Source organism: Legionella cherrii (assembly GCF_900635815.1).
Lineage (GTDB): Bacteria > Pseudomonadota > Gammaproteobacteria > Legionellales > Legionellaceae > Legionella > Legionella cherrii.
The window spans coordinates 1,141,680-1,167,552 of sequence record NZ_LR134173.1 but is presented as its reverse complement, the minus strand read 5'-3'; the positions used below and the strand labels follow the sequence as shown (position 1 = coordinate 1,167,552).

Here is a 25,873-nt window from a genome sequence, read left to right as displayed (position 1 = left end):
AAATTCTCTTTTTCATCTTTATATCTCATCTTGAGCAAACGACTAAAAAAAACCATCCAGACAATTGGCAGAGGACTTAATTACATGAGGCGTTTCTTCAGCAAGTTCTTGTATTTTTTCAGCATTGATGCGATTGCGCCACCTATAGGCTAATCCGGGAAGAGCGATAATAACTCCTCCAGTATAACCTGCCACTACACCATAAATCCCGAGTTTCGTTTTAAGTCCAAGAAGCGCCGATCCCGTTATTCCCAAAGATAACGCGGAAACTGAAATCATAGTTGACCCTCTAAGATCCTTCAAAACCCTTAGTTGCTGTAATAGATTATAACGTGCCGAATCCAAAATGACTCCAGCCGACATAATGGGCGCCAAATATTTAAGCATATCTTTGACTTCACCCGGATTATTTCCCATAACCAGTACACCGGGCATTACTGCAAAAAATAAAGGAACAGGAGCAGTGTAAATCAGAGTAGTTAATAACCCATATTTCCCCATACTGCTTGCATTTTCGTATTTTCTGGCGCCAATCAGTCGATTCAGTTCTTGTGAATTACCCTGCCCAAACCCTGCTAAGAGTAAGAAATTAAAGAATATATACTGATTTAAGTCAGTGATGACGGATTGTTCCTTAGTTCCCAACATACCTGAGAGGATACTTACTGAAAGAGACATCGCCATTTCACTTGCAACAGAAAAAGTAATCGAACCACCAATCTCCAACAGCTCTTTAAGTTGTGCAAACTGGCCGGAAAATTTTTTAAAAATCTTGAAAAATTCGTACTGACTAAAATCTTTATGTTTTGCTAAGTAAAGAGCATACGCTAAAGAAGTTAGATAAGCTTCAATGACATAACCGATAGCAACGCCATCTCCTCTCATCTTAGGCACTCCTAAACCACCAAATCCGAGCCAGGAAGAAATGCCTGTCCCCACTAAAAGACTTGCAAACCCCATAAACATTGCCGGTTTAGAACGTCCAAAACTAAACATCATTTGTTCGGTGGATATTCGCGTCAATACCCCGGCTACTGCAGGTGAATAAACTCGTAAAAAATGCTGGGTAATCTCTGCGACCTGGTCATTCTGTCCAAAAATAGTAGTTAATAAAGGTTTGGAAAAGATCATTCCAGCCATAATCGGTGGGGTGAGGACGGCAGATAACCAAAGACCATTACGATTGATGCCAGCAATATACTCACGCTTTTCTTGTAAGACTACCTCGTTGGTCTCCCCTTCTTTTTCAGCTTCGGTAAGTTCACCAATTTTATTGCTGGCAACCACACTCATGGAAAACAAAGGAGCCATACCAACGACTAAAAGGGTGTTGATCATAGTAGAAATTAATGTGGCTGAAGCCGCTTCATCTTCATTTTCACTGAGTGCATTAAGCAATACAACAATTAAAAAAATCTCAAAGCTAAAAGTAAATGAAAGCGCCATTGGAACAGAAAGCGAACTGAGCGATTTAAAAACATCCCAAAGTCCATAGGCAACTTCATCTTCATTGTCAGAATTATTAATTGGGGTAATTAAAGTTTCATCGTCATCTTCTTTTTGATCTTCTAATGAGACCTGATCTAATTGTTCCTCAGAGGGATTAGCAGCATCAGTAACATTGATTATTATTTGTTGGTTTTGTGGTTCTTGAGAACTTGCATTAATACTCATTCCTGCTTTTTTTTCATTTCTTAGTTCTTCAATTTTTTTTTGCATTACCATTTCCTTTAAAACAACTCATTCCAACTATTAAGGACCACAACCTAGACTTCATTTAGAAACATCTAAACCAATGTGCCAATAAATTAAATTCAGTGAAAAAATATTAGGCGGAACTTAGGGGCGTGAATTATATCAATCTTTAAAATCTTTGCACCTGAATTTTTTTATTCAAAAGAATGTGTAAGTACTTAATTGAAGAGAAGCAAACACTGCACTATCATTTGTTTTTCTAATCTATCAACTTATAGCGGCATTTCCTTTCAATTAACGCATTTTTTTAAAGGTTGGAGTAAAAATAAAATGAAAAAATCTTCTCTGCTTTTGTTTTTTGCATGCTCTTTTTTTCACTGTCATGGTTTTGCAAATACGTTCACTATCGAAAGCTCAGCCTTTAAAATGAATTCCATGATCCCGGACCAATATACATGTAGTGGCGTGGATCAATCTCCCCCTTTAACTTGGCAAAATGTACCAAGCAATACACAGTCACTGGCCCTGGTTGTTGACGATCCGGACGCAGCTGAAGGTACTTGGACCCACTGGATAGTATTTAACATACCGCCCACTGTAAAAGAATTAGGAGCTGGAAGCCCGACTCCTCCAGGAGCCGCAAATGCAAAAAACAGTTGGGGTGGATTAGGATATCGAGGCCCTTGCCCTCCTTTTGGTTTAGCTCATAGTTATCATTTTAAATTATATGCTCTAGATACCGTATTAACTTTGGGGGATGGGACGACGCGAGATATTCTTTTAAATGCAATGACTGGACATGTTATTGGTAATGCGGAATTGATTGGAATTTATCAGAGATTTAAAAATAATGCTCCTGCTCAGTAATTGCAACCGAGCATTGTCGGGTTAAAGATATTAGGTTGCGGCCCCTTGGCCCAACCTATCCTATTTCATTATTCCCATTACATCTTATCTGGGCTTACCCCAAACCATTTCTTATATATTTTTTCATAGGTCCCATCGGCTTGCATTTCTGCTTGGGCCTTATTAACCGCGTTAACCAATTCCTGATTTGCTAGATTCATGCCAAAGCCTAATGGCTGAGGTGCATTGGGGACCGCAGCAAGAATTTTCAATTCAGGATGGTGCTCAACATAATAATAAGCTACAGGAAATACCTTCATCACAGCGTCAACCCTACCCGCGATTAAGTCATCTATTGCCAGGTTAAAATTTTTAAATGGATATATTTTTATTCCGCGAATTTGTCCCATTTTTTGCATCTGTTTGGCGATATCAAAATCAGTCGTTTTGGCTTGTACACCCATAGTAAGATTGCCTAAATCAGCAATCGTTTTGGCCTGCGGTGTTTTTTTTGTGTTAATCACGATACTTAAGGTAGTTGTCATATAGGGTTTGGAAAAGGCAATTATTTTCTCGCGCCCACTCGTGATCGTTATCGCTCCCATAATGAGATCATAGTGCTGTTCTCGCAATTCATTTATAATTTTTTCCCATTGTGTGTTTTTAAACTCTAGATGTAAATGCAGTCTTTTGGCAATTTCTCGAATTAAATCGACTTCAAAACCAATTTCCTGGTTATTTTTTAAATATTCAAACGGCGGATTGGTAAAATAAGTAGCAACAATAAGGGTTCCTGGTTTCAGAGTATGCAATGCTGGATGATTTTCATTGTTTGAATATGCCAACCTGCTCGTAAAGAAAGAAAATAAAAACACAAAAAAACAAAGAAATAATGTTCTTAAAAATTGTCTTAACATAGTTAACTCCTTTTGTATTCATGTAGCACCTATCTCACTCGCAGTCATTTTTTTTGTGAGACTCTTTTAATGAATAACGCTATAAATCCCAAGAGGATACCTCCCAATGCAACAATATCGGTCACTAAATCGAATTTAGGGATACTAAAGCAGGCGATAAAGACCAAAAATAGCGCACTAAAAGTAGGCCAAATAATGTAGCCGAGTAATTCAGCACTACTTTTCCACAAAAACCGATGGTACCAAGCACAAGCAAAACCCGTTAACGAATAATAAAAGGCAACCAAAAGACCAAGTGCATGCACTGAATCTTTAATAATCAGGTTTACCGTTGAAAAATTAGAAGAAAGTACTAATAAAATCACTCCCAAAAACCAGATAAAAAGAATAGCTACCCACGGGGTATTTCGAGATTTATGTAAGGTCGCATAACGTGGATGAATTATTTCATCCCGTGCCTCAGCAAATAAAGTTCGTGTGAACTGAACAATGGTAGTCTGCAAGGTACCGATGGTACTGATCATCACGCAAAGAACTGCCAAGTAACTCCATGGACTGGGTACTATTTTTTCTGCGACGGCAAAAATTACATTTGTTCCTGCATGCTTTATTTCATCATCATTGAGAGCCAGGAGGGTTACAATAGCAAAACTGACATAGATGCATATAATAATCAATACAGACCAAAAGGCTCCTATCCCCGGCGCATGCCGGGTATTTTTAGTTTCCTCATTTAAGTTCAGGGTAACATCCCAGCCCCAGTAGAAAAATACGGCGGTTAATGCCCCTGTTGCAAATAATTCGGGAGTAAAGCTGGTAAAAGAAAGCCAAGAAAATGAGAAAGGATGCGCTGGAAGATGTGCAAATTTGATCAAACCCACAGTAATAATTGTAAATAAGATAAGCACTTCAAAACCAGTCATTAAGATTTGAAGATATGCCGTGGGTTTTATTCCAGCAATAGCGATTGCTGAAATCATGGTTATCCAGAGTATGCTGGTAAAAGTAACCCACCCCGGGCTGTCCACCAAATGAGGCGCGACAAGTAACAAAGTTGCTGTAGCTGCAGGAATAGATCCCGAAACCATAAATACAGCGGATGAAACTAAAACGGCCCATCCAGCAAAAAAACCTAAATACATTCCAAAAATTTTGGATATCCACGCATATGAGGCCCCTGCATTGACAATGACTTTATTCAGGTGAATGAATGCCAAGGAAATACCGAACATGATAAATCCACAATATAAAATACTTCCCGGGGCTAAAGTACCCACCGTAGCGACAAGTGTTGCTGTCGCAGCAGCGATACTAAAAGCGGGCGCGGCTCCTGCCGTTCCCATAATGATGGATTCACCTATCCCCAGGGAATCCGCAGCAAGCTTTCCTTCATTCTTAATATTCATTGGGTCAAAGTTTCCAACTATAAAATTAGGTCATCTTTACTAAGCATATCAATTTTTAGGGAAATATGTGCTGAGCACAAAAATTTCTCAAAAAAATTTACCCCCTTTTCTTTGACAAAAAATAAATCAGAATAAATAATTAATTATCAAAAAAGAATTAAACAGGACTTACAGATACCGCTTTATTATGAGCGTAACGAGAGATCTCCACCCAGCACAGGGTTCAGTGCGGAGGCAGCTCCCTGGTTACGCTTGGATTGGGGATACTTAAGCACTGTAAAATTCCATTCACTCAATGAATTGAGAGCAACCATGCAAGCAGATCTCTTTTATACAGTAGATAGTGTCAGACCAATCCCTCTTTTTCTCATGTCCCAAAAACAATGGGAAGAGCAAAGTCCTTCATTCACCTCAGTTGAGCGTAACTATTTTGGACAAATGCAATTTAATGGAGCGATGGGCGATTGTTGCTTATTTTATAACGCTGATGGTTTATTAGAAAAAGCATATATAGGGAGTGGAGATGAAAATCAGGTATTGGCAATGGCCCATGCAGCTCAATTAGTACCAGCGAACACCTATCAAGTTCAAGGGACTTATTCGCAAGAGGCCGCCTTATATTGGGCATTGGCACAATATCGATTTGAAAAATACAAAAAAAACTCTTCGTCACCTCGTATCTTAGTGGTTGAGTCGCAAAAGATTGATGATTTACTCCACATGGCTCAGGCACATTTCCTCGTTCGTGATCTCATCAACGAACCGGCCAGTGATCTGGGTCCTCAAGAAATGGCAGAAGTAGTTGCAACATTAGCCCATACCTATAATGCAAAATTTGAGCAATGGATTGGTAATGAATTGTTACGTGATAATTTTCCAGCCATTCACGCAGTAGGCCGTGCTGCCCAGTCAGAACCACGTTTACTCTCTTTAACCTGGGGAGATGAAACATATCCTCGTGTTGCATTGGTGGGAAAAGGGGTTTGTTTTGACACAGGAGGCCTGAATATCAAATCAGCTTACGGTATGCGCATAATGAAAAAAGACATGGGGGGTGCAGCACATGTGATAGGCCTCGCCCAATGGATTATGGCACGTAACTTGCCTGTTCGCTTACATCTGCTTATTCCCGCTGTGGAAAATGCCATTGGACCCAATGCATACAGACCTGGCGATATTTTAGTGATGCGCAACGGCTTAACCGTGGAATTAGATAATACTGATGCAGAAGGACGTTTGATTTTGGCTGATGCTTTGGTCAAAGCCTGTGAGGAGCAACCTGATTTACTGATCGACTTCGCAACCTTATCTTCCTCAGCTCGTGTTTCTGTAGGTACTGAAATGTCAGCTTTTTTTACCAATAACGAATCATTAGCCGCAGAAATCATTGATGCATCGTATAAAGCGGCTGATCCGGTATGGCGTTTACCCTTATTTGCTGCCTATGAAAAATTCCTGCGATCTTCGATTGCGGATATGACTAACTGCAGTGATTATCCTTATGCAGGAGCTATTATAGCCGCATTATTTCTCCAACGTTACATCACCAAAACTACGTCTTGGCTGCATTTTGACATTATGGCCTGGAGTGAACAAAGCAAACCGGGTAAACCAGAGGGTGGCGAAGTCATGGGTTTACGTGCCGTCATGGAATATTTGTTACGTGTTTATGGGTAGTAGTTTGCAGGCAGCAACGCATAAAGTTTACAACTTTTTATTTAAGCCAAACTCTGCCAAAGAATAGTAATTTTGTTTCCCTTTTTCTGGCCTGCTTTCGATGAGATAAATCTTATCTACCACCATGGGCGGAATACTCGGCATTTTTACTGTTTCTAATAGTTCGGGTGGTACTTTATGCCGAATCAATCGTCCCAGGGTTAAATGTCCCCGAAAGGGGCGAGTTTCAACTGGGACATTCAAAGCAATCAGAGCCTTTCCGATCGTATCTGACAACCTAGCTAAAGCAGCTTGTGGTTGAAACTGTTAACGAAAGAACTTTAGGACGTCGTACCGTTGGAAACCACTCCAACTGCCCCAATTCAAGTTGAAATGGCGGTAGGTTTTTTATTGCTGCCTGCACATATTCCGTCACAGATATGAGCTGTTCTTGTGGTAAATTACCTAAAAATTGTAAAGTAATATGCATTTTTTCAACATGGACCCAACGCATATAATCCGATAGGATGGTCTCTTGCAACGGCTTTAGGCAATTGGATAATTTAATTTGTATTTTCTTTGGAAAGGTAATTGCAAAAAAAATCCTTAGCGTATGCATTATCCCTCACTAAAGCAGTATGTTTGGGTCTTAGGATCCTATTTAAAGGACCCATCATCAAAACAACTTAGACTATATATAATAATAGTATCACAATTGATTCAATAAAATTGCATGTGCACTGAACATAGGTACCGTAAGATATTCGATAATTACCATGATTCTTAAAGGCACATAAAACAATTGAATTTCTCGAAAAGGGTCGTTTGCTTAGTGAGCGTATTTTAACTTGAGGACTCCATCTTATCTTGACTCCCAAACACGCCGCACACTGAAACAAGTCATTGCTATTTTACTGCAACGCCGATGGTTATAGATAAACTATAACTGAGATGATAGCATTATTATTTTTTTGTTCGAGAGCGAATGAAATACCGACCCGATATTGATGGACTCCGGGCTGTTGCCATTATGCTGGTCTTAATTTATCACGGAGGAATCTCCTTTTTTCCATCTGGATTTATAGGGGTTGATGTATTTTTTGTTATCTCTGGCTTTCTTATCACCCACATCATCCATGAGTCAGTTCATAAAGGTTCTTTTTCTTTTTAGACTTTTACAATCGAAGGTTATGGCGTTTACAACCTGTATTGGTTTGTTTGCTTCTTTTGACTACCGCATTGGCATTATTGTTTTTTTTGCCCGATGATTTAATTCTCTACAGCAGAAGCGCACGCAAAACTTCTTTATTTTTATCTAACTTATTTTTTGATAAAACAACCACTGGATATTTTTCACCAGAAACATACCAGCTTCCTTTGCTTCATACCTGGTCTCTTTCAATAGAATGGCAATGTTATCTGTTTTTACCTTGTCTCATCTATTGCTTGCATCGTTTCTTACCCAAAGGATACTTGATCCCAATTATAGTTGGACTGACTATTATCGCTTTGATCCACTCGATGTATCATGCGAGAACCTTACCTGCACATACGTATTACCTATTTTCCAGCAGAATTTTTGAGTTTTTGATTGGCTCTTGTGTCGCCCTCATCCCGGTGACTTTTTTGGTAAACAATAAATATGTTATCAACCTATTTGGCAGTCTTTCATTGCTCACCCTTTTGTATGTTGCCAGGCTTAATCCCTCTTTGGCAGGTTACCCTGATGGACATGCTTTTGCCGTCTGTATTGCCACAGGATTACTTATTCTCGTAGGGGCATGTGCTCCCGGGAATATATTGAGCCGAATACTTTCCAGTAAGCCTATGGTATTTATAGGATTATTATCTTATTCCCTCTATATTTGGCATTGGATTATTTTTTCATTTCTGAGATATCAAGGTATTGTAGAAACCCCTGCTGTTTTATTAGGTGCTTTCGGACTTACATTTGCTTTAGCCTATCTCTCCTGGCGCCTCATTGAAAAACCCTCAAGACGCGGGAAACAAATGCCATTTCGTTATACTTTTATGCTGCTATTTTTAATTCCTATCATTGCCTTACATTTGACCGATTATATGATTAAGAAAAACCAGGGATTTCCTCAGCGTTTTACTGGTGAACTATTAACTATCCATCAACAATTAAACCAATACAACAGCTCACAAAGAGCTGAATGTGTGACTGATTCACAGAGTAAAATAAATATGCAATGCAGTATTGGTTCAAAAAAACCAAACAGCAAACAAGCACTCATGATCGGAGATTCTTTTGCCAATCATTATTGGGGTTTTATGGATGAGCTAGGACAAGCAGCAAATATCTCTATTTTAATGCAGACCGTATCTTCGTGCTTAACCTTGCCCGGCATTTATCTTTTTGATTGGTGGCATTTTAAAAATCAAAACTATCAGCTCTGTTATGAGCTGACTCAAAAATATTACCAAATGATTCTAAATAATCATTATGATTATGTAATCATTGGCCAACTATGGGGTAGTTATTACAGTGATAACATCATAAATAAGTTAGGTGATAAACGTTCTTTACACTTGGGGCTAAAAAGACTAGAAAACGCTTTAGACACGGCACTTTCAATCATCACCACCTCAGGAGCAAAGCCGGTGTTAATTCATTCAACAGCAACAATGCAAAATAGTTTTCATGATTGTTTTTATAAACATATAAAACGAAGAACTTCTTATAATCCGCACGAGTGTGATTTTACCTTTTCGGAAGGAGAATGGTTTTATCAGTTATTTAATAAAATGAAAAACAAATACCCACAGTTAATTATTATCGACCCTAAAAAAATACAATGTACGCAAAATATCTGTAAAGCAGACATCAATGGTATTCCCATCTATCGTGATGTAGGTCATATTACTGATTATGCCTCTTATCAATTTGGGAAAATTTACTTAAAAAAATATCCTAATCCTTTAGTCTAATCGTCTAAGGGTATTTTTGTACACTCAAGAGGTAGGTTTGAAGCTTGTGGAATGAGGAATTGCCTCCCTAATAAGCTGACGATAAGGGAGTCACTTCATTAAACCCTGACAATGTCTGCCTTTTTGGGGCTTCCGTACGAGTCAAGCCATCAAGAGAACTACTTGGTTTGCTGAGTACCGTTTGGTTGTCCAAAGAAACTAATGATTGCAAAGCCATTCATTTCAACCCATCCTATCTTTCGCCTGTTCGCTTCATTCAATGCAGCAGTCTAACGTAATGGTAAGCTCACTGGATTTTTATAGTAATTATTAATTTTATTGGCAAGCCAACCTCCATCGTCACTAGGGAAACTACCTACACTGGTCGTATTACCTCCTCCCCAAAGAATGGCAAATACATTGCTGCTGGCGGCATGTTGTAAATTATTTGTTTGCCAAACATAAGTATTGCCCCCATGAGCATCCATCATCAAATAATCCATAATATTGCTCGTACCATAAATCGAACTCGATAAAGAAGTGCCTAGGATATAGGACTTTAAATTGCTTAAAGGATTATATGAATCCCCAAAGAAAAAGTCAGGTTCGGTTGAAGCATGACTTGTTCGCAGGTCCACATCATTATTTTGTTGTAAATGACCTCCAGGGATTTGCCATAACATCACCGGAATATTACCCAAAGAAACGCTAACGTTGTTGATGTAATTCAATACATTAAACCAATCCCGCGCATTAAATAAATATCCTGAGCCAACTGCCCCAGGAATCGCATCCATTTCATATTTATCAAACACAATAAAATCAGGTTTGTAATTGCCTTGATATGCAGTAGTCGCGTCAATTAAGGCAACTGTTGGATCAGAAACATTGGCCTTTAATGTCGCTGCATCATAGTTTTGATGCACCCAATTGGAACTACCAACCCCCCATAAATTCACTTGCCAGCCAAAAGTTACATTTGGTGCAAATTGCCGAATAATCCAATTAGTCGATTGTACCCAGCCAGGAAAATCATTAGTAAAGCCAGGAATAGTAATCGAGGCAGGAACAGTAGGGTTTGCAGTGCAATGATTAAAATATTGCATCTTATAGGTATCCCAGGTGCTCATTGCCGACCAATTATCGGTAGTTTTGCTGCGGATTGCCTGAAACAATGCTTCATAATTTAAGCCCGTACCATAATTTGTATCTATGGTTGATGTAGCAAAACACACTGCAGTCTGCAATGCTTTTTGCAATTGCACTTGACTGATCGCCGTATTGGCATCGTTTAATAAGTTTTCTTGTTGCAGCATTCCGAATAAATCCGGATTTAAGATAATCGCCCCTGGATAATTAAACTGTGCTGATTGGAATGATTGGAGTTTTTGCGCCTCCATGATGAGATTGATATAGTGCATCACCATATTGGTGTATTCAAAGTCAGTAAAACTGGTGCCACCACTCATCTGCGCAGTATAGATAACCATTGTCGGGATTACTTTATTGGGCAATTGTTGCTGCTGGTAAGAGGCAGATAGTGCTTGTGCTTGTTGTGCCGTTTCCAAATCAAAAATTGGATAAACAATTTGTCCTGGATCACCATTCCCACCTAATCCACCGTATTTGAAAATGGCATCGATTGGGCGTGATTGCAATGAAGTTTGTGTCGCAGGTGAGTCATCAGTAACCGCCCCCATGGCAAGATAATTTGGCCATCCAGGAACTTTGCTTGAACTGGGCGAAAAAGTAATTGTTTCAATCACACCGGCAGCCGCTTGCAAGGGTTGCGGGCTAAAATGTACGGAATAACCCGGGATAGCACTGGTAGACAAAGTATAGATTGTCCCGGCAGTCAATGAGACGGATGCAGAGCCCGAGCCATTGGTCAAATTGACAATCTGGGTCAAAGCAGCAGAACCATCATTAGGCGTCAAAGTGACACTGACTTGCGTCAGCGATCCAGGGGCCCCGCTGACATTGATCGTTGCTGCTTCTTGTGCTACAGGAGAACAGACATAGGTTAAATTAACCGTGGGAGGGGTTTCAGCGGCCACCACAGAAGCAGGAACAAAACTAGGAGCGCAATTCGTGCCATTAAAAATAATATTCGGCGTAGAAAGGGTGTACGAGCTGCCATTTTCAAGTGGTGCAATTGGAGTCACTGCATTCCACGGTGCATTGGCATTGACTGAAGCCCCGCTGTCTATCTTGGTCGCGGTAACATTAGGGTTATTTGTATAACCCCTTAGTTCTGATGGTAACGCTGGTACACTAACGGCAATACTCCCTGTATTAGGAGGTGCTCCTAAATAAACTTGAACACTATTCGCTACATAATCCGCTGTAGGTGCACCATAATAGAGCACAATGGAACCACCTTTAGGCAAGATACTGTTTGAGCCAGTTGTCGTCGGAAAATGTAAATTAAGGGTTGCTAAAAAAGTTCCGTCTGTCTGCATTTGAGAGGTAATTTGCAAGACATTATCGGGATAGGACAAAGAAGAAAAATCGCCCCAAAATGAGGTATCAAGAGAAGAGGCATCCACAAAGGTTATTTTGGTATTCTGAAAATCAACGCTTTGTCCGCAATTATTCGTTAACTTAAGCGAAATGTTTTGCCAATTTGAATTACCCGTTGCACTAAAACTGGAGTTGATACACGAAGTGGGCTGTGCTGCAAAAGAATCACTAGCGCTCGCCGAATTCAATTGGGCTGTAACAACAAAAACAGCCAACACCATACTCATCAACTTATTCATTTTTAACGAGCCTTATGGGAGTGTCTGGATTAGTAATAGTCAATAAGGTTAATATATTATTAATTTTTTTACAATCAATGATTGATTTGGGAATAAACCGCGCCATTTTCAGGGCTAATTGTTTCCTCAGGATTTCCTTTTTGAGGTCCGGCTAAGAAACTTAGTTTTGCAATTGAATGGGAAGTGGTCGTTTTACGCCATTTGCCCATCATGGACAAATGGCTCTCGCTTTGCGGAATAGGGTTTGGGCTCAATTTAGATTGCTGCACGTCAGTTTGACGGTTCTCAGACTCATTCTCTTGTTCAACATCACGAATTTTTGCTTGTTCTTTTTTACTTAATTCAACTTGAGGTGAATAATAAAACGGAAACAACCAAAGTTTCACAACCAGCCAGAAGGCTTTCGTGGGGGTCAGTTCTTGATATCCATGAAGGCTTGGATTTTTGGTTGTCTCCGTATATTCATTGGGGGATAACATCTTAATGTGCTTCACATCGGAACGAAAATAAATTTTTTTATCATTGGGATCCTGAATCAACAAAGGTTGCGGTTGAGATACCTTGTAATTGATTTGCGGTAAAAATTCCAAACCTCCGTACTCAACAGATTCTCGCTTTTCACCAGTTTTCATTAAACGCGCAATATCTCCCAAGGAATTATCCATCCCATTGATCAGCATGTTCGCGTTTGCATCATTCTCATGATTAAAATAAGTTCCATCACCATAAGCCTGGCTATCCTCCTTGATCATGTCTTGCTCTCTACTTAAAGGCTGAAAAGAATTGGTAACGGCAACGCTGTCTTTATTGTCTTCATTATGCATGGTATTAACGAGGATACTGCCCAATACACCGAACTCTTTTGGAAGAAGCTTTCTCATTTCGCCCATGCGGCTCAAATGGCCTCCAGCAAAATGATCCGAATAAAAATGCATTGCAAATAAATCACGAGCCACTGCCATAGCATGAAAACGATGGCCCAGTTCCGTAAACAGTTCTTTCTCGGTTAACTTTCCTTCTTTTGATTCAGGGACCAGTTTATATTTTGCAGGATCTATTGCGATTTGCTGGAGTATTTTCGCTAATCGATCCCGAATTTCTTGAGGAATTTTTTTATCCTCTTTACTCATTTTCCCTTCAGCAATTTGATGACAATAATAGGCTGTCTCCGCCATATCCAAGGCAGATTGATGGCCCACAATATACCCACGCAATGACCAGGGAGCAAAATGATCCTCGTTGCTTGCTAATTTTGCTCCGTACTCTTTTACAGTGACTGCATAAATTAATTGTTTCAATAAGCTGGGAATAAAGCGTGATCCATCGATAGCGAAAATTCGGCTGATCGCGCTTTTTGTTACAGCGGGTGAGGCTAAATCATCAAAGGCTTGCTTGAACGCATCGGTTTCGGCTTGCATCACCGGAGTGTGGAGTAATCGCTCATTTTCTTGAGTACCATCTCCGGTTTTTGCAGGAATTTGTAATTGTTCCCACCAGCCTGCTTTTGTATAATAATCACCAGCTAAAGCAACGATATCCCCAGCGCTTAACTTCATTTCAAGCGGCACAGGGATTCCATCAACTTCCTGCATCATTTTAAGACGCAAATTATTGGTATTTTCTGGGGATAAATTCTTACTACCTTTCAGATAACGATTGCCTAATGTTTGAATGCGTATTTGATCGCCAGCATTTTTATGTTCGTTGGTTTCCATAAAAACAACATCATGATAGTAAATTAAACATAATTATACTCAATAAAGATTAAAGAAGCCTTAAATGGGTTGCTAAGTTGCTTTTTTATTAACCTCAAAATAGGCATATGCGTGTCTGAAAGAAAATGAGCAGGTGAACTCATGCTTTCTTTGTGAATCGATTTTTACAGGCTGTTTTTTCAACAAAGTTTACTTATTTGAAGTGCGATGAAATAGGGTATAAACCATCCAGGATTCGCCTTTTCCCATTTTATCGTAAAGAGATTGAGCCACCCGATTATCGGGCCTGGTGAGCCAATATACTCGACTCCAGTGCCTTAGGACGCTCAGTTGTTTTAACTCATCCATGAGTTTTTTGGCCGCCCCTGTTTTTCGATATTCCGGTTTCACGTATAAATCATGTAAATAACATTCTGGCTCTATAGCCCAAGTACTCTGATGTACGATAAAAGTTAAAAAACCAACCGCTAAATCAGGGGAATCGCAAGCAACAAGACAACCTGAGTTTTGGTTATCAGAAAGTAAGGTACGCAGTGTATTATCCACTACCTCGGAAGGTAACGATGTGTCATAAAATTCCATATACTCCTGCCACATCCTTAACCAATTTTCTTTGTCATCAGGCTGTAACCACCTGACCTCATAGTTCTTCATTCAAACTCCCCTTGCGCCCACCACAATCCCCTACCAATAAACAGAGCAGATGTGCAGAGGCTGTTGGCTGTGGTTACGTATTTGATGCGATTTAAAAGATGCAAAGTAAAAAATATCTTCAGCATTAACTCCATAAACATCCCCCTCATAAGTCAAAATACCACTCCCATTTAATACTATCCAAATTTCTTCTTCCTGGTGACAATCGATTGGCGTTTCACAATGCGGCAATACTTGAAAATAAGTGACTTGAACGGGAGGACAAGCCTGATTTGTTACAAAATCAACAGGGTTTACTACAATCCCGGGAGCAAGATATTCTGAAGCAGAAAAAAACAATCTTGGATTGGTTACAACTCCAGACTCAAGCAAACAAGGCATATTTTCGCTCCTCAGGTACGAACTCTCGCTCCCAATCTAAAAAGGTGTTCTCATGATTGAGATCATAAATTTGCGCTTGCGCTATGCTGTTGATAATCGTTGCACTTCGCCATGCCATAACGTTTAAATTGGGATCCGCAATTCCATGGGAATGGCGTGCTGCATTTTGGACATAAATACGATGTTGTTTCGGTCCCTCCCAAGTGATGGAAAAATCCTGATTGACACAAAACCTTCCCTCCTCATTTAAAGGTATTTTTTCAGCTAATGAAGAAAGATAAGAAGGAAACTCCCATTGATACCCCGTGCACAAAATCACAATATCCGCAGAAATTATGCTTTTTTTTGCGGTGCCAAGTTCCGTCAGCAGGAGTTGATATCTCCCTAATTCGCTGTCCATATGAGTTAATTCATGCCGTGATAAAAACTTAAAAAATTTATCCTTATGCTCCAAAAATTCCAGACTATACAGTTTTTGATAGATGGTTTGTAACAAATGAAAAGAAATACCGTCACTCGCCAAGTGCTGCTCTTGTAATAAAAACTCTTTTTCTTTCTCGGGTAAATGGAAGAAATACTCAGCATATTTCGGTGTGAAAAACTCACTTACAAAAGGCGAAGTATCCATAGGCAATAACTGATGTCTTTTTGAAATCCAATTTAATTCTGAAGGTAATTGCTCACCATGAGATAAAATATAGTGGACGATTTCGGCGCCACTTTGCCCTCCACCAATAAGTGCCACTTTTTTTCCTTGCCAATTTATCGGATTGAGCAAGAAGCCCTGATTATGAAACACATTCTTACTCAAATAAGGTCTGGCGCAGGCAGGAATTTTCGCGCTTAAACCGTTGCCTAAAACAAGATGCGTTCCTTTAGTTTTCCTCTTTGTGGTGTGCATGACAAAATGGGTTTTATCAAAATAAATATCCTCAACTTTTTCTTTAAAAAGTAAATTGGGTAAAGACCGGCTCACCCAATGTAAATAATGGCTAAATTCAGCGCGTAATACATTTTTGAATTGGGCATTGATAAAACGATACAATCGTTTGTGCTGTGCCAGATAGGCAATAAATGAATAGGGATTAGTAGGCTCAACGAGTGTCACTAAATCATTTAAGTAACTGACTTGGATTTCGGCATTAGGAAATAACATCCCCGGATGCCAAATCATCTCTTCGTTTTGTTCAAAAAAAACACTGGAAATTTCTTCAACAGACGATAAAAGAGCAGCGATACTCAAATTAAAAGGGCCAACGCCTACTCCTAATAAATCAAACAGCTCATCATGATGCGTTGGGTTCATAACTTAATCCTTCAGTATGCGATTCAAATTCATGAGTAATTCGTTTTAGAGTGAGTTTTATTTCCTTCTGCAATGGACGAGCAGGTTGAGCAAAAAAATCTGTTTGAACGGGGGAATGCTTATATCCGAGCGCACTCCAAATTTTTCCACCCAGTTCCGGCATATAGGGATAAATCACCAAAGTAAATCCTTTGAGCCACCAAAAATAATCATTTGAATTTGGTTCTAAATTTTGCCCCAGTATCATCCAATCACTGAGCGAACGAACCCCAAGATGTGGCAAAAAATGATGAGGTTGCAAGGCATCCTCTTGGATTGCAAACAAATCACGGAGTTGATGTTGTAATCGCTCCTCACACGGGGAAGTAATCACTGCAGGTATATTGGGTATTCCCCGCATGACATAGCACTCAAGCCAATCTAAGGTCCTGTTGTAATATTGGATAAACTCATCCAGGACAAAATTTCCTGTTTGATTACGTACATCAAGCGAGGCAAGGTAGAGTCGAATAAGGTCACTGGACAGTCCCTTTTGATTAATGGCATCATCTACACCAATCATATGCTGGCGACTTGTTGAAAATTTACTGCCATCAAGATAATAAAAATAATTAACCAGGTAATAATCAAAGGGCTTGTATTGCGGGCATGCGGTACTAATCCCTAAGGCACTGCTTAAAAAGGGCAACGCGTTATCGATACCAAAACTGGAAATCGTAATCACCTCAGAATCAACAGCAAATGCATTTTTGTTGCTCCCCATGAGTGTTCCTGCGATTTCCCCAAACATTAAAAAATAGGCAAATATAAAACCGTAACTAAACAAAGTTCGCGTACCCGTATTATCGGTGTTATCGGCTAAACCCCAATTACACTGGGTAGTGAGCCTAAATCGATTGTTTTGCAACATTTGATAACGGTGAAACAATGTTTCTAGGTTTTTATTGATTCCTTTGGAATTCAGTTCAACGTGTTTTGGCAGCTCTAAAAATATATTTTCAACTTCCCTTGGCCCTAAATGAGTATCGCAAATCATTTCTTCGGGACGAAAATGCGCCCCACAACATTCACAAAAGTAACTTGCTGTTTTTTCAAAACACACCGGGCAATTGCCTTGGAGCCAATATCCGTTCAGATAGCGCTGATTCTTTTGATCCCAAGGCATCTTCTCTTTTAATAAGACCATTGCCTTATTGTGCAATAATTGTTGCATAATTTGTTCATGCCATGTGTGATAAGATGTGTTCCACGGTTCGGCGAGTGGATTAACGAATTGATCGCATTGGATATGCATGGACTTTAAATCATGAGCAATTAAGTCATGATAATGATTACCTGTTTCTTCAGGGGTTAAGCCTTCTTCCTCTGCCTTTCCTGCTGTGTAGGACTCATAACTGTCAGTCCCTGAGATTATCCACGCCGAATGCCCACGCAGACGCAGGTAGCGTGCCAGTATATCCACACTTAAAAAGGGACCGCCAATATGTCCCAAATGCAATCGCCCATTTGGCGTAGGTACGGAAGGAATGAGTAAATAATTTTTTTTATACTTAGCCATCGCGAATCCTTAGCTTTTTTTATCCTTTAAACTGTCTGCCATAATTTTGATTGAGTTATCCCATCCAGCCTGCGAAATCTGAATCGCCTTTTCTTTATCTCGTGCTAATACCGCAGCGACCAGCGCTTCATTTTCTTGTCTGAATTCAGCGAGTACCTTTTCATCCTGATGATGGCGTCCTAAACATAGAAAACGATAACGTGATGAATGGTCGTACAACATATTTTGTATTTTGAGCAGCCAGGGTGATTGACACGCTTTAATGAGCGTAAAAGTAAATTCCTTTTGTAATGCATTCCACTCCCCCGGATCCAATGGATTATTGGGTGATGGGGTAAGATATTGGGCGTATCGATGCCAACAGGCGAGAACATCCGCCTCCCAATATGCATCTCCATATTGGATGGCTAACTCTAGAGCACGTGTTTCAATCTGAATTCTGACTGCATAAAGATCATATAACTCTTCTAAAGATAAAGGAGGAACAGAAAAGCCACATAAATCCTCAAGGTTGACCAATCCATGAGAGACCAATCGCGATAAGGCTTCACGTAAGGGACTATATCCCACCCCATACCGTTCTTTTAAGTGTTCCATTTGTAATTTTTGACCAGGGTCAAAATAACCACTGATGAGGTCATGGCGTAACTTTTCCAATACGGAGCTTGTCTTGGATTTTTTGGTTTTAATGTGAGACATGTTTTTGATACTCGTTTGAAAACTAGATACAGTATTAATTATTTTCGAAAATTTGTAAATTATCGAAAATAAAATAAGTAAATAGTTCTTTGAATTGTTGATGAATACTTCAAACCAGAATCTTAAAATATTTTGGGTGTTACACTTTTGTTTTCTACTAATTCAGGCCTAGTAAATGCTTTTTCAGAAAACCAATGGGCGTACACATTGATATCTGGGGTAAAGAACGCTTTAAAATCCCATCCCAATTCATCATGATTAAAAGGTCCCAATTCAATATTCTTTTCTTTGGCAAGCCCTCGGATCATCCATTCAACAATAGCTGAATTTCCTCGGCCAACGGGTTGTAATTGAGCAAGGCGATAGGCAAGTTTTCCTGCGTTAATTAAAAACTCCTGAATCTCTTGACTCGAATCCCAATCACAGCAAGCCTGAAAATAAGGCTCGATTAATTCATATTGCACCTGAAAATAACTGGATCGATCACGATAATTTTGATTAAACGGGGTAGGACGATGATCCACGACGAGCGATGTTCTGCTATCCTCTTGACCGTAGTCGTCAAAAGTAATCGTGAGAATCACATCGTCTTCGATAAATGGAAATAGGGACTCTGCATTTTTTTGATGTACTAGATCACATTCCTCTGGGGTTAATTTGATCCTAATCGCATATTTTGTCCCGTTTTCCATTTGTTGCCCGATCAGCTCAACGTGTTCCTGGTTATGATGAATTAAATCCATCAGCTGCTTGTAAATTAGATTTTTTTGGGTGGGTAGATCCCGAGTCAAATTAAATTGGTCTGTCGATACAAAACCCGCTTTATTAATCAACCCAAATTGATGCCGAAACGGGCCTTGTTTTAACATCTTAGCGACTTCGCGACGTTTATCGGCCAACCAGGCATAAGTACAACCTACACGAGACAAGAGCATCTCAGGAGGACAATGGATATCTTGATGCACTACGGGTGGTATTTGCGGAAAAGAGGATATTTTTTTCCCTAACTCATCAATAATGTTTTTGCTCAGTTGAAGCCATTGAGTCTGTTTCGTTGCATCAAAATCTTTGCCGCGATCTTTAGAAGAAGCGGTACTTTGTTCCGAAGTCGAAAATAGGGTGTTACGAAATAATCCTAAAGATTCTTTTTTTTCGTTAGACATCATTATCTCAAGCGGCTCTTTTTTTAATTATAGAAGTGAAAAAGCCTCCTCGCTCAAGGAAGAAAATCCATATTTAAAGCATCGCGAATTCATTTTCTTGCCAGTGAGTCTTAGATTATTTGAAGATTTTATAGTTCACTTCTATAGTTAAATTTTTGCCCCTTATTACTGAACATCATGCTGGCATAGCATTAAGTAATTAATAATTTTCGGAGTGTACTCAAAATAAGAAAAATGGAGCTTGCTTATGAATACAAAAGAACATACGGAACTGGGCGATGCATTACGTTTTCTAGATTGGGAGGTCTTAAAAAAAAATCCCTATGTCGATATTGATGAGCAAGGGGGCTTACATCTACAGGTGCAAGGGTTTAACGAGCTTGGCCTTCCCCAATCTATTGGATTAAATCTCTCACCAGGCAACATTGTGGCCATGTCTGGAGACTATTTTGGTGGTCGAGAGGTATCGCTTAATTTGCCAAGTATTGCTGAATATAATGCAAATCCCGAAAGGTATGATAGTACAGGCTCTTGTGAGACATTAGGACAATATTTAATTAAAGAGCCGGTTAACGAAAGCGAGGAGCAAAAATTAATTTGCTCTTATAAACGTCTGGCAAACGACAACGTACATCAAAGTGATATAGATACTATTTATAAAATAAATAATGCCAACTACATCCCATTTTCAAGTACGCTCAATTTCTATGTACAACAACTGATGTTTGCCCTGAGGGTAAAAAATTATAGTGAAATTTTGAATAGAAATTTATCCCATTTTACTCCATGGTCAGTGCGTGTATACACTATAGGCCATCATCTAGCGCTTCGATATGCCCGCATTTACTATGAGCTAACTCAATTGCTGGCTGATTCAGATTATCAATCAGATAATAGCGACTTCAATGCATTACTCAAGATTATCGAGCAGACACCTGAGGGCTTAAATCGTGATACCTTGCAAGATATGGCCTATCGCTATCAGGCTTTGGCTTTGGGAATGGAATTTTTTTGTTTCCACTATTATACCGATCACTTTGCTGCAGGCCATATTGCTTTCGTGGGTGACTTACGTGACTTACTTCCAAAACGTTTCGGAGTTTGGGGCAGTATTTTAGTCAATAATTTACACGATGAGTTAAACCGGGTAACCGTGTACACCAAACGCGCCTATGATCCAACTCCCGATAGCAGCGAGCCCCCTGTCGAAGCTGGTGGCGATGATGATTTTGATGTTGCAAATAATTATTTTAATAAGCAAGCCTGTTTGGCGGGAATGACGTGTTCATTGCAAGATCTACGTCAGGTATTTAAAGGCCATGAACTTCCTGGGCAAACACAATACGGTGGCCTAGAACAAATGCCGGATGTTGATTATCACTATCGCCAACCCCAACCACTGCTTCTATTAGGTAAAGATCAAAAAATTTATTATCGTACCGATCTCAATCACATTGATATCTTATCTCCGTCTCAATTAAAGAGAACCTTTAATGATCCCTTGAGTCATGGATATACTGAATTAAGCAGTACACTGGAGGCATTTTCATTAGTGTTCAAACTTCGCGTACTCCCCTTCTACAGCAGCCAAGTCAAACCACTTACTGCCGAGCAACTTAAGTTGTTGGAAGCGGAAGAAAGTGAACTCAATCCAGGGAGAAAACCGATACCTCAACCACCAACCGTACTCGTACAAAAGCCTGTTGCGATTCCAGTTTGGCAACAACCTGCAAGCGATCAGGTGGTCATGCAGGGGCTAGCCAAAAATGGCTTATTGACTGCTTCGGGTAAAGCTCATCCGTTGGAACAAGAACTGATTTTAGATGCAAAGACAACTTTAAGTTATTCGCTCTGAATGAAGGTTATTGGGCGTGTTGTCAACACGCCCAATGTAAATAGAATAAATCTCTGCCATTATAAATTGTTCTTATGACATAACTATAGCCATATTCGAGATGGATAACAAAAATAGTTCAAGGCATACCCTATCCCGCATTTAAATATAACTCCCAATCCAAATTTCTTGCTCAAGCGAGGGCCAATATACCCATATTTTCCTTGCCCTGATCTCTTTCCTACTGCTGTTGATTGTATTGAGAAGAATATACATCATCCATGTGGTGAAGATCATTTAGAGATCGTGTTCTTCTAAGATTACTAAAATGAGAAAGTGATTGAAGCGCTGATGATGAGTGCTCTTCTTTTTTAGAACTTATAAATTGCTGTAGCTTCACTTCCCCCTTCAAACGAGCTATTTCTTTTTCCAACTCCGGCACTCGTGATGCCTCTTTTTCCGATTTTTGTATCGTCAATTGATCTGCTTCGCTTTTCTCCAATTGAGCAATACCGAAATCAAGATCTTTGATTAAGTGGTTTAGATTCGCGGTTTCTTCATTAAGAACGTCAGAGTTGCGTAACTCATCAATTTTTTCTTTGTCTAGTCCCAGCCAACGGCTGATCAGATTCTCGATTTTTGGACGTTCAACATACCAATAAACACTCAGTGCCCCTAAACCAACAAGAATACCCACAGCAAAAATAGCAAGAGGCCATGCTGTTCCAACTACCGAAGCAACAAATAAACCGGCAATCGCCGTAGCCACAGTTTGGCCCGCAAAAAGGCCTCCACTAAAAAAGAGAAAACCGGCAACACCCGCAGTGATGTATTTCCCAGCTTTTAAGTAAGGATTGTCTAACGCAGCATTAAGCTGATCTCCAGCTTCTTTTATATCCAAAAGTTGTTGAAGCAACATCCTTGCGATTTCAAGATCTTCACTTAATTGTTCCTTAGTTTTATTTCCAATCCCTTGCAGACGGGCCCTAATTGCTTTTATTTGTTTTAATTGCTCCAGTAACATATCAAGCAATTGAGGGGTATCTGAAGATTTTATACCTAAGTTTTTGGAAATTTCCACTAAGTCAAAGCTATAAAAAACAATCATGGAAAGGATTGAAAACAAAATTCCCACAGCAAAAAGAGCAAGCGAAGGAATAGCTGAAAACATCCCCATAAATGCGGTAACGCCATCAAATCCTTCACAACCAAAATAAATTGTTCCTGCAAGTGCTAATAACCCATATTTGACAGTTGCAGACATATCTGATTTTTTATTTTCATCATCCTTTTGTCCAGCAGGATTTAGTGAATTATGCAGATCTTTTAAAAGAGAGGCTTTCAATGAAGCAATTAAAAAAAATGCTTCATCAGTAGTTTTGGTGTTAGTGGTAAGTGCAAACCAACCTAACAAATCCGGTATTTCAATGGTTGTTGTGCTTTTTTGCAACAACGAAGTGCGATCAAGGTTGCTTGCACTTAATTTTTTAATCAGCTCTTGGCTGTTTGGACTCAGTTCAATTGTCATACAGTAATCTCCCCTATATTACTGGCTTATTTGCTCTTCTATGGCAAAATTAGGGAATAACTTGTATATGATACTGGTTATTTATTAAACAAATATTAAGTTGTGGATGTAATTTGTAAAAAAATGCTTTTATTTTGTTAAATAGTAGTAAAATCAGGCGAAAATAATCTAAAAATAACTCGCTTCTTTTTCCAGCAGTAGAAAAATTGTATGCTAAGGGACAGTGGCATGAGGATGATGTGCCGCTTCGAAAAAATCGCTCCTATTCCATTTTTAGGAGAAGGGATTAACCTCAATTACTGCTCCACCTCATGAATAAAAGGAGATTCTCTATGATAATTTTGTATTCCTACCCAGAACTCTTTGGCTTACCCGATAATAATCCGTTTGGATTGAAAGTGGATACCTTTCTTCGATTAGCCCAAATAGAGTATCAGCATGAACATATTGTTAATACCCAGAATGCACCGCGAGGACAATTACCTTATCTGGATGATGCAGGACGCATCATTACAGAAAGTAATAACATCCTGCATTATCTGTCACAAAAATACGTTAACTTGGATCACCATTTAACATCAGAACAAAAAAATACTCATTTTTTAGTTAATCGGATGTTAGACAATCATTTGTATTGGGTTATGTCCTATTCGCGTTGGCAAGATGATCAATTTTGGCCTTTATTCAAAGCGGAATTCTTAAAACAGCGTCCTGAGTTATCCGAAACCTTTCTTGAAAAGGTAAGAAAATACAATATTGAGAAATATCATTATCAAGGGATTGGCAGATACTCCAGCAAGGAGGTATATCAATCAGGTATTGAGGATTTGCAGGCAATTCATCATATTTTAGGAGCTAATGAGTATATATTCGGTACTACTATCCATGCTTTGGATGCATGTTGTTATGGATTTTTAGCCAATATTGTTTATTTTGATATCGATACGCCGTTAAAGGAATTTATGAAGCAAACCTCTCTAAGTGATTATACCCATCGAATCAGAGCTTTATTGAGCTATTAGTCCAAATGAGATCTAAAGCTTGCAGCTCTTTCTCGGTTAAAAGTTCATATTTGCTCATGGCATTTGTGGTAAGGTTTGGGTAATGCTCAAGGCATTTTTTAATTAGCTTTAATAAATCACTTTCATTTATAGGCTTGGTTATAAAATCAATCGCCCCTGCTTTTATCGCTTTAACAGCCATAGGTATGTCTCCATAGGCTGTGATAATAATTACCTTGAGCAAGCTGTTTTGCCGTTTTAATCGTTCAAATAGCTCTAACCCATCCATGTCCGGCATACGCACATCAGTAATCAAACAGCCTGTATGATCCGGATTATATTGTTCCAGAAAAGTTTTTGCATTCGAATAGGTTTTCACCTCAAAGTTCATAGACTCAAAAAGCCATTTTAAAGCACGTAATACATTCTCATCATCATCGACAATATAAATGGTTTTATTCATTGCAAAGCCCCGAAGTTTGCTTAGGCAGCCTAAAAGAACATATCGTCCCCTCACCTGAGGGATTTTTTTCTATCTTGAAATTCCCACCATGGGCTTCAATTATTTTTCTACAAATGCTTAAGCCAAGGCCTAAACCATATTCCTTAGTGCTATAACATGAAGCAAGTAGATTATCGAGCACATTTTGTGCCACTCCTGGACCATTATCCCTAATGGTAACCAGTACCTCAGCATCATTATTTTTTATTTGAATCAACAAGATTGGGTTCGTTGTTTGTGCATCAGCCATGGCCTCAAACGCATTATTAATAAGGTTTAAAAATACCTGCCGCATTTGATTTCGATCTAAAGAGACTTCTGTTACATGTTCATCTACTTCATATTGAACGGTTCCAGAAAAATTGGAATACAACTTGGACAAAACAACAGATTGTTTAGCTAATAAAGCCAAATTAACGCGTTCAAAGTGTAGTTCTCCATGAGTTACAAAACTTTTCATCCGCTTAATAATCGTATTGATTAATTCAACTTGTTCCAGTGCCTTTTGAAGTACATTGATAAATTCATCAGCCTCCCTACCCCCCTGCTGCAAACGTAAAATACTCCCAAGAAGATAAGAGTTTAGGGCTGATATGGGTTGAGCGATTTCATGAGCTAATGAGGATGCAGACTCCCCTGAAAAATAACATCTTGAGATACGATCGAGCGTTGCCTGCTGCAGTTTAATTAATTCCTCGTTCTTTTTGTGTTCGGTAACAAAATGCCACGTTCCAATCATTTTAATCGCATTATTCTCTGCATCGCGAATATAACGACTCTGGGCCGATACCCATTCATAATGCCCTTGCATCGATTGAATCCTGAAATCCGCCTTATGATCCTCAAAATAGGCGAAAGATTCGAGTAATTTATTAGCAACCTCTTCACGATCTTCTGGGTGAAGTCGTGTTATAAAATGATCAATATGTCCCACTACGCTGTCTGGGTTTAAAACGGATAAAGATTTAGAATAACCAAAATCAATGATTTCATTGGTGCTCAAATCCCACTGCCAGACGTTTAATTTACCGACCTCTAATAACTCCATTAAATAATCACGAGAGATTTCGTAAGTGAGCTTATCTGCGAATAGATCCTCAACGCATTTTAAATCAATAGACATCTTGGATTTTATCATTATGTATCCTCTGTGATTGAGTCATCCTTTCCATGATTCATACAGTTCGTCGCATAAGAAACCATTCTTTCGCTATTGAAAATGATAACACAGTATTAATACATAATATGAGTTAATATATACCATAATGTTTTTTTATCTAAACATTTAATTGAGCATAAAAAAAATACGACTTGGATTC

General features: G+C 39.1%; 21 protein-coding genes and 1 pseudogene. 5 read left to right on the top strand and 17 right to left on the bottom strand.

Translation table 11 applies throughout. From position 1 onward, the window contains the following. Positions 1 to 42: 42 nt before the first annotated feature. Positions 43 to 1,719: an MATE family efflux transporter gene (locus tag EL022_RS04960; RefSeq protein ID WP_164715636.1), complete on the bottom strand. Its 1,677-nt coding sequence runs from the start codon at positions 1,717 to 1,719 to the stop codon at positions 43 to 45. Positions 1,720 to 2,025: 306 nt separating this feature from the next. Between EL022_RS04960 and EL022_RS04955 the strand changes: the two genes are divergently transcribed. Continuing rightward, entirely contained in the window at positions 2,026 to 2,562 is a 537-nt protein-coding gene (locus tag EL022_RS04955) for a YbhB/YbcL family Raf kinase inhibitor-like protein (protein ID WP_028382645.1), read from the top strand. Between the two features lie 77 nt (positions 2,563 to 2,639). Here EL022_RS04955 and EL022_RS04950 read toward each other — a convergent pair whose 3' ends face one another. Continuing rightward, the gene (locus EL022_RS04950; RefSeq protein WP_028382644.1) at positions 2,640 to 3,458 is read right to left on the bottom strand and encodes an ABC transporter substrate-binding protein; all 819 of its coding nucleotides are present in this window, start codon (positions 3,456 to 3,458) and stop codon (positions 2,640 to 2,642) included. A gap of 44 nt (positions 3,459 to 3,502) precedes the next feature. Then, on the bottom strand, positions 3,503 to 4,864 hold the full coding sequence (locus EL022_RS04945) for an APC family permease (protein ID WP_028382643.1): 1,362 nt from the start codon (positions 4,862 to 4,864) through the stop codon (positions 3,503 to 3,505). Between the two features lie 312 nt (positions 4,865 to 5,176). Between EL022_RS04945 and EL022_RS04940 the strand changes: the two genes are divergently transcribed. Continuing rightward, positions 5,177 to 6,541: a leucyl aminopeptidase family protein gene (locus tag EL022_RS04940; RefSeq protein WP_028382642.1), complete on the top strand. Its 1,365-nt coding sequence runs from the start codon at positions 5,177 to 5,179 to the stop codon at positions 6,539 to 6,541. Between the two features lie 27 nt (positions 6,542 to 6,568). On the opposite strand, the gene EL022_RS16290 is transcribed toward EL022_RS04940, so the two are convergent. Continuing rightward, on the bottom strand, positions 6,569 to 6,784 hold the full coding sequence (locus EL022_RS16290) for a 2'-5' RNA ligase family protein (RefSeq protein ID WP_241972247.1): 216 nt from the start codon (positions 6,782 to 6,784) through the stop codon (positions 6,569 to 6,571). Positions 6,785 to 6,818: 34 nt separating this feature from the next. Then, positions 6,819 to 7,139: an RNA 2',3'-cyclic phosphodiesterase gene (gene thpR, locus EL022_RS16285; protein ID WP_241972246.1), complete on the bottom strand. Its 321-nt coding sequence runs from the start codon at positions 7,137 to 7,139 to the stop codon at positions 6,819 to 6,821. A 366-nt stretch (positions 7,140 to 7,505) separates the two neighbouring features. Here thpR and EL022_RS04930 point away from each other — a divergent pair. Continuing rightward, a pseudogene (locus EL022_RS04930) lies at positions 7,506 to 9,472 on the top strand (acyltransferase family protein). A gap of 67 nt (positions 9,473 to 9,539) precedes the next feature. Here EL022_RS04930 and EL022_RS16055 read toward each other — a convergent pair. The 9 genes from EL022_RS16055 to EL022_RS04890 form a co-directional block, all read right to left on the bottom strand. Beyond that, positions 9,540 to 9,689, bottom strand: a complete 150-nt coding sequence (locus tag EL022_RS16055; protein ID WP_156413219.1) for a hypothetical protein — start codon at positions 9,687 to 9,689, stop codon at positions 9,540 to 9,542. Between the two features lie 52 nt (positions 9,690 to 9,741). Then, entirely contained in the window at positions 9,742 to 12,213 is a 2,472-nt protein-coding gene (locus tag EL022_RS04925; RefSeq protein ID WP_126325106.1) for a hypothetical protein, read from the bottom strand. A gap of 74 nt (positions 12,214 to 12,287) precedes the next feature. Beyond that, the gene (locus tag EL022_RS04920) at positions 12,288 to 13,928 is read right to left on the bottom strand and encodes a hypothetical protein (RefSeq protein WP_051544534.1); all 1,641 of its coding nucleotides are present in this window, start codon (positions 13,926 to 13,928) and stop codon (positions 12,288 to 12,290) included. Between the two features lie 189 nt (positions 13,929 to 14,117). Further along, entirely contained in the window at positions 14,118 to 14,582 is a 465-nt protein-coding gene (locus EL022_RS04915) for a GNAT family N-acetyltransferase (RefSeq protein WP_028382638.1), read from the bottom strand. A 30-nt stretch (positions 14,583 to 14,612) separates the two neighbouring features. Beyond that, a complete protein-coding gene (locus EL022_RS04910) occupies positions 14,613 to 14,963 on the bottom strand; it encodes a cupin domain-containing protein (RefSeq protein WP_051544533.1) in 351 nt (116 codons plus the stop codon). Beyond that, positions 14,947 to 16,269 carry a lysine N(6)-hydroxylase/L-ornithine N(5)-oxygenase family protein gene (locus EL022_RS04905; RefSeq protein ID WP_028382636.1) on the bottom strand — a complete coding sequence of 441 codons (1,323 nt, stop codon included), beginning with the start codon at positions 16,267 to 16,269 and terminating at the stop codon, positions 14,947 to 14,949. The genes EL022_RS04910 and EL022_RS04905 overlap by 17 nt, the downstream gene beginning before the upstream one ends. Beyond that, positions 16,250 to 17,827, bottom strand: a complete 1,578-nt coding sequence (locus EL022_RS04900) for a methionine--tRNA ligase (RefSeq protein WP_028382635.1) — start codon at positions 17,825 to 17,827, stop codon at positions 16,250 to 16,252. Before EL022_RS04900 ends, EL022_RS04905 begins: the two co-directional genes overlap by 20 nt. 9 nt (positions 17,828 to 17,836) lie before the next feature. Then, positions 17,837 to 18,526, bottom strand: coding sequence for an FCD domain-containing protein (locus EL022_RS04895; RefSeq protein ID WP_028382634.1), 690 nt, complete (start codon positions 18,524 to 18,526; stop codon positions 17,837 to 17,839). A 122-nt stretch (positions 18,527 to 18,648) separates the two neighbouring features. After that, positions 18,649 to 19,692, bottom strand: coding sequence for a hypothetical protein (locus tag EL022_RS04890; protein ID WP_051544532.1), 1,044 nt, complete (start codon positions 19,690 to 19,692; stop codon positions 18,649 to 18,651). 244 nt (positions 19,693 to 19,936) lie between these two features. On the opposite strand from EL022_RS04890, the gene EL022_RS04885 reads away from it, so the two are divergent. After that, positions 19,937 to 21,544 carry a hypothetical protein gene (locus tag EL022_RS04885; RefSeq protein ID WP_028382633.1) on the top strand — a complete coding sequence of 536 codons (1,608 nt, stop codon included), beginning with the start codon at positions 19,937 to 19,939 and terminating at the stop codon, positions 21,542 to 21,544. A gap of 220 nt (positions 21,545 to 21,764) precedes the next feature. Here the strand turns inward: EL022_RS04885 and EL022_RS04880 are convergent, their stop codons facing one another. After that, positions 21,765 to 23,051: a hypothetical protein gene (locus tag EL022_RS04880; RefSeq protein WP_051544531.1), complete on the bottom strand. Its 1,287-nt coding sequence runs from the start codon at positions 23,049 to 23,051 to the stop codon at positions 21,765 to 21,767. 332 nt (positions 23,052 to 23,383) lie between these two features. Between EL022_RS04880 and EL022_RS04875 the strand changes: the two genes are divergently transcribed. After that, positions 23,384 to 24,073 carry a glutathione S-transferase family protein gene (locus tag EL022_RS04875; RefSeq protein WP_028382632.1) on the top strand — a complete coding sequence of 230 codons (690 nt, stop codon included), beginning with the start codon at positions 23,384 to 23,386 and terminating at the stop codon, positions 24,071 to 24,073. On the opposite strand, the gene EL022_RS04870 is transcribed toward EL022_RS04875, so the two are convergent. Continuing rightward, the gene (locus EL022_RS04870; protein ID WP_028382631.1) at positions 24,051 to 24,515 is read right to left on the bottom strand and encodes a response regulator transcription factor; all 465 of its coding nucleotides are present in this window, start codon (positions 24,513 to 24,515) and stop codon (positions 24,051 to 24,053) included. The two genes, EL022_RS04875 and EL022_RS04870, sit on opposite strands and share 23 nt — an antisense overlap. After that, entirely contained in the window at positions 24,508 to 25,692 is a 1,185-nt protein-coding gene (locus tag EL022_RS04865) for a sensor histidine kinase (RefSeq protein ID WP_028382630.1), read from the bottom strand. Before EL022_RS04865 ends, EL022_RS04870 begins: the two co-directional genes overlap by 8 nt. Positions 25,693 to 25,873 lie beyond the last annotated feature (181 nt).

Excerpts from the sequence above, each read along its gene's own strand:
- EL022_RS04960 (WP_164715636.1), bottom strand. The coding sequence starts at position 1,719 with ATGCAAAAAAAAATTGAAGAACTAAGAAATGAAAAAAAAGCAGGAATG.
- EL022_RS04955 (WP_028382645.1), top strand. The coding sequence starts at position 2,026 with ATGAAAAAATCTTCTCTGCTTTTGTTTTTTGCATGCTCTTTTTTTCAC.
- EL022_RS04950 (WP_028382644.1), bottom strand. The coding sequence starts at position 3,458 with ATGTTAAGACAATTTTTAAGAACATTATTTCTTTGTTTTTTTGTGTTT.
- EL022_RS04945 (WP_028382643.1), bottom strand. The coding sequence starts at position 4,864 with ATGAATATTAAGAATGAAGGAAAGCTTGCTGCGGATTCCCTGGGGATA.
- EL022_RS04940 (WP_028382642.1), top strand. The coding sequence starts at position 5,177 with ATGCAAGCAGATCTCTTTTATACAGTAGATAGTGTCAGACCAATCCCT.
- thpR (WP_241972246.1), bottom strand. The coding sequence starts at position 7,139 with ATGCATACGCTAAGGATTTTTTTTGCAATTACCTTTCCAAAGAAAATA.
- EL022_RS16055 (WP_156413219.1), bottom strand. The coding sequence starts at position 9,689 with ATGGCTTTGCAATCATTAGTTTCTTTGGACAACCAAACGGTACTCAGC.
- EL022_RS04925 (WP_126325106.1), bottom strand. The coding sequence starts at position 12,213 with ATGAATAAGTTGATGAGTATGGTGTTGGCTGTTTTTGTTGTTACAGCC.
- EL022_RS04920 (WP_051544534.1), bottom strand. The coding sequence starts at position 13,928 with ATGGAAACCAACGAACATAAAAATGCTGGCGATCAAATACGCATTCAA.
- EL022_RS04915 (WP_028382638.1), bottom strand. The coding sequence starts at position 14,582 with ATGAAGAACTATGAGGTCAGGTGGTTACAGCCTGATGACAAAGAAAAT.
- EL022_RS04910 (WP_051544533.1), bottom strand. The coding sequence starts at position 14,963 with ATGCCTTGTTTGCTTGAGTCTGGAGTTGTAACCAATCCAAGATTGTTT.
- EL022_RS04905 (WP_028382636.1), bottom strand. The coding sequence starts at position 16,269 with ATGAACCCAACGCATCATGATGAGCTGTTTGATTTATTAGGAGTAGGC.
- EL022_RS04900 (WP_028382635.1), bottom strand. The coding sequence starts at position 17,827 with ATGGCTAAGTATAAAAAAAATTATTTACTCATTCCTTCCGTACCTACG.
- EL022_RS04895 (WP_028382634.1), bottom strand. The coding sequence starts at position 18,526 with ATGTCTCACATTAAAACCAAAAAATCCAAGACAAGCTCCGTATTGGAA.
- EL022_RS04890 (WP_051544532.1), bottom strand. The coding sequence starts at position 19,692 with ATGATGTCTAACGAAAAAAAAGAATCTTTAGGATTATTTCGTAACACC.
- EL022_RS04885 (WP_028382633.1), top strand. The coding sequence starts at position 19,937 with ATGAATACAAAAGAACATACGGAACTGGGCGATGCATTACGTTTTCTA.
- EL022_RS04880 (WP_051544531.1), bottom strand. The coding sequence starts at position 23,051 with ATGACAATTGAACTGAGTCCAAACAGCCAAGAGCTGATTAAAAAATTA.
- EL022_RS04875 (WP_028382632.1), top strand. The coding sequence starts at position 23,384 with ATGATAATTTTGTATTCCTACCCAGAACTCTTTGGCTTACCCGATAAT.
- EL022_RS04870 (WP_028382631.1), bottom strand. The coding sequence starts at position 24,515 with ATGAATAAAACCATTTATATTGTCGATGATGATGAGAATGTATTACGT.
- EL022_RS04865 (WP_028382630.1), bottom strand. The coding sequence starts at position 25,692 with ATGATAAAATCCAAGATGTCTATTGATTTAAAATGCGTTGAGGATCTA.